2 protein-coding genes are annotated in these 2,771 nt (G+C 72.4%); both read left to right on the top strand.

The window, feature by feature from the left end; genetic code table 11:
- Window positions 1-21 precede the first annotated feature (21 nt).
- A complete protein-coding gene (locus K1Y73_RS21755) occupies window positions 22-912 on the top strand; it encodes a DUF58 domain-containing protein (protein ID WP_225030500.1) in 891 nt (296 codons plus the stop codon).
- A partial coding sequence (locus K1Y73_RS21750; protein ID WP_225030499.1) for a BatA domain-containing protein occupies window positions 912-2,771 on the top strand: 1,860 nt, incomplete at its 3' end. The genes K1Y73_RS21755 and K1Y73_RS21750, both read left to right, overlap by 1 nt.

Here is a 2,771-nt window from a genome sequence, read left to right as displayed (position 1 = left end):
CCTGGGCCTTGAGGCCGCGGCGTGAGCGCAGAGGTCCTGCCCGGCCTGCGCGCCCCCGATCTTCGGTCCAGGGCCGAGGCGCTGGGCCAGACCCTGCCGCCCCTGCTGGCGCAGGCCGAAATGCTGGCCGCGACGGTGATGCTGGGCGAACACGGGCGGCGCCGGGCGGGTCTGGGCGATGAATTCTGGCAATACCGCCCCGCCCATCAGGGCGACCCGGCGCGGCTGGTCGACTGGCGCCGCTCGGCCCGGTCGGATGCGCATTTCGTGCGCGAACGCGAATGGCAGGCCGCGCAATCGGTGACGCTGTGGGTCGATCCCTCGCGGTCGATGGCCTTCTCCAGCGCCAAACACCCGACCAAGGAAGACCGCGCCCGGCTTCTGGCGCTGGCGCTGGCGGTGCTGCTGCTGCGTGGCGGCGAACGGGTGGGGCTGGCGGGCCTTGCCCAGCCGCGCGGCGGGCGCAGCCAGATCATCCGCCTGGCCGAGCGGCTGGCGACCGTGGCGGCCGAGGGCGATTATGGCGTGCCGGATGCCGGGGGCATGGTCAGCCATGGCCGGGCGGTCTTCGTGTCGGATTTTCTGGGCGATCTGGCCGGGGTCGAGGCGGCGCTGGCGCGCGCCTCGGATCGCGGCGTGCAGGGCGCGCTTCTGCAGGTGCTGGACCCGGCGGAAGAGGAGTTTCCTTTCGCGGGCCGGACGATCTTTGAATCCATGGCCGGCAGTCTGCGGCATGAAACCCGCCAGGCCGGCGAGTTGCGCGCCCGCTATCTGGCGCGGCTGGCCGAGCGGAAGGACCGTCTGGCGGCGCTGGCCCGCGCGGTCGGCTGGCAGTATACGACCCATCACACCGGCGGCCCGGCGCAGGCCGCGCTGCTGTGGCTCTACCGCGCGCTGGAGGCTGGGCGCTGATGTTCACGCTGGGCCCTTTGGGCTTTGTCACGCCCTGGCTGCTTTGGGGGCTGGTCGCGCTGCCGATCCTGTGGCTTTTGCTGCGCGCCGTGCCGCCCGCGCCGATCCGGCGCCGCTTTCCGGGCGTGGCGCTGCTGCTGGGCCTGAAGGACGAGGATGCGGAAACCGACAAGACGCCCTGGTGGCTTCTGCTGTTGCGCATGGCGGCGGTGGCGGCGGTGATCGCCGGTTTCGCCGGACCGATCCTGAACCCCGAGCCGAAGGCCTCGGGCAATGGGCCCTTGCTGGTGGTGCTGGATGGCGGCTGGGCCGATGCGCGTGACTGGGCGCGGCGGGTCGAGCGCGCGGGGCAGCTCTTGCAGGATGCCGGGCGCGACGGGCGCACCGTCGCGGTGATCCGCCTGACCGATGCGCCGCAGGATGTGGTCTTCCAGACCGCCGATGCCTGGGCCGGCCGCGTGGCGGCGATGGAACCCGCAGCCTGGGCGCCGCGCGCGCTGCAGGATTGGGCGGAAAAGCTGCCGGCCGAGGGGTTTGACACCGTCTGGCTGTCGGACGGGCTGGCGCATGAGGGGCGCGAGGCGCTGGCGGCCGTGTTTCAGGACAAGGGGGCGCTGTCGGTGATCGAAAGCCCGCGGCCGCTGTTCGCCCTGCATCCGGCCGGGTTCGAGGATGGCAAGGTCGTGGTCCGCGCCAGCCGGCTGCCCGCGGGCGATCCGGTGCAGATCGAGGTGCTGGCCCGCGGCCCCGATCCGGCCGGGATCACCCGCGAACTGGCCCGCACGACCCTGTCCTTCGCCGCCGGAATGGCGCAGGCCGAGGCTGTCATGGACATGCCGCCCGAATTGCGCAACCGGGTGCAACGCTTTGAAATCGCGGGCCTGCGCAATGCCGGCGCCGTCAGCCTGACCGATGACAGCCTGAAGCGGCGCAAAGTGGCGCTGATCGCGCCCGGCCCGGCCCAGGAAGGGCTGCAGCTTCTGTCGCCCACCCATTACCTGCGCCAGGCCCTGGCGCCGGTGGCCGATCTGATCGAGGGCTCGATCCAGGATGCGGTGCTGGCGGGGCCGGATGTCGTGATCCTGGCCGATGTGGCGCGGCTGGCGCCGGCCGAGCAGGTGGCGCTGGAGGCCTGGGTGGAAAAGGGCGGGCTTTTGCTGCGCTTTGCCGGGCCGCGCATGGCGGCCTCGGATCTGGCGCGGGGCGAGGAAGACCCGCTTCTGCCGGTGCGCCTGCGCGAAGGCGGCCGCACGGTGGGCGGCGCGATGAGCTGGGGCGAACCCAAGAAGCTTGCGCCTTTCCCCGAAACCAGCCCCTTCTTCGGCCTTTCGCTGCCCGACGATGTCGAGGTGCGCGAGCAGATTCTGGCCCAGCCCGATCCCGACCTGTCCGAGCGCACCATTGCCGCGCTGCAGGATGGCACGCCCCTGGTCACGCGCAAGGCGCTGGGCGAGGGTTCTGTCGTGCTGGTGCATGTGACGGCGAATGCCGAATGGTCCAGCCTGCCCTTGTCGGGCCTCTTCGTGCAGATGCTGGAACGCCTGGCGGTCTCGACCCGGCCCGCCAGTCCCGAGGCCGGCGATCTGGCAGGCCAGGTCTGGGTGCCGGAACTGGTGCTGGATGTCTGGGGGGCCGAGCAGGATGCCGGCACTTTGGCCGGCGTCGAGGGCGAGGTTCTGGCCCAGGCCCTGGCCGAGGGGCCGGGCCCGGCCCAGCCGCCGGGGCTTTATGCCGGGGCCGACCGGCGGGTGGCCTTGAACGTGATCGGCGCCGGGACGCAGCTGCAGGCGGCGGTCTGGCCGGCCGGGGTCGCGGTGGAAGGTCTGGCCGCGGCGCCCGAGCAATCGCTGAAAGGCCCG

Origin of the sequence: Xinfangfangia pollutisoli, assembly GCF_020179405.1 — a bacterium.
GTDB classification, from domain to species: Bacteria; Pseudomonadota; Alphaproteobacteria; order Rhodobacterales; family Rhodobacteraceae; genus Pseudogemmobacter; species Pseudogemmobacter pollutisoli.
This window is presented reverse-complemented; position numbering and strand designations above follow the sequence as displayed.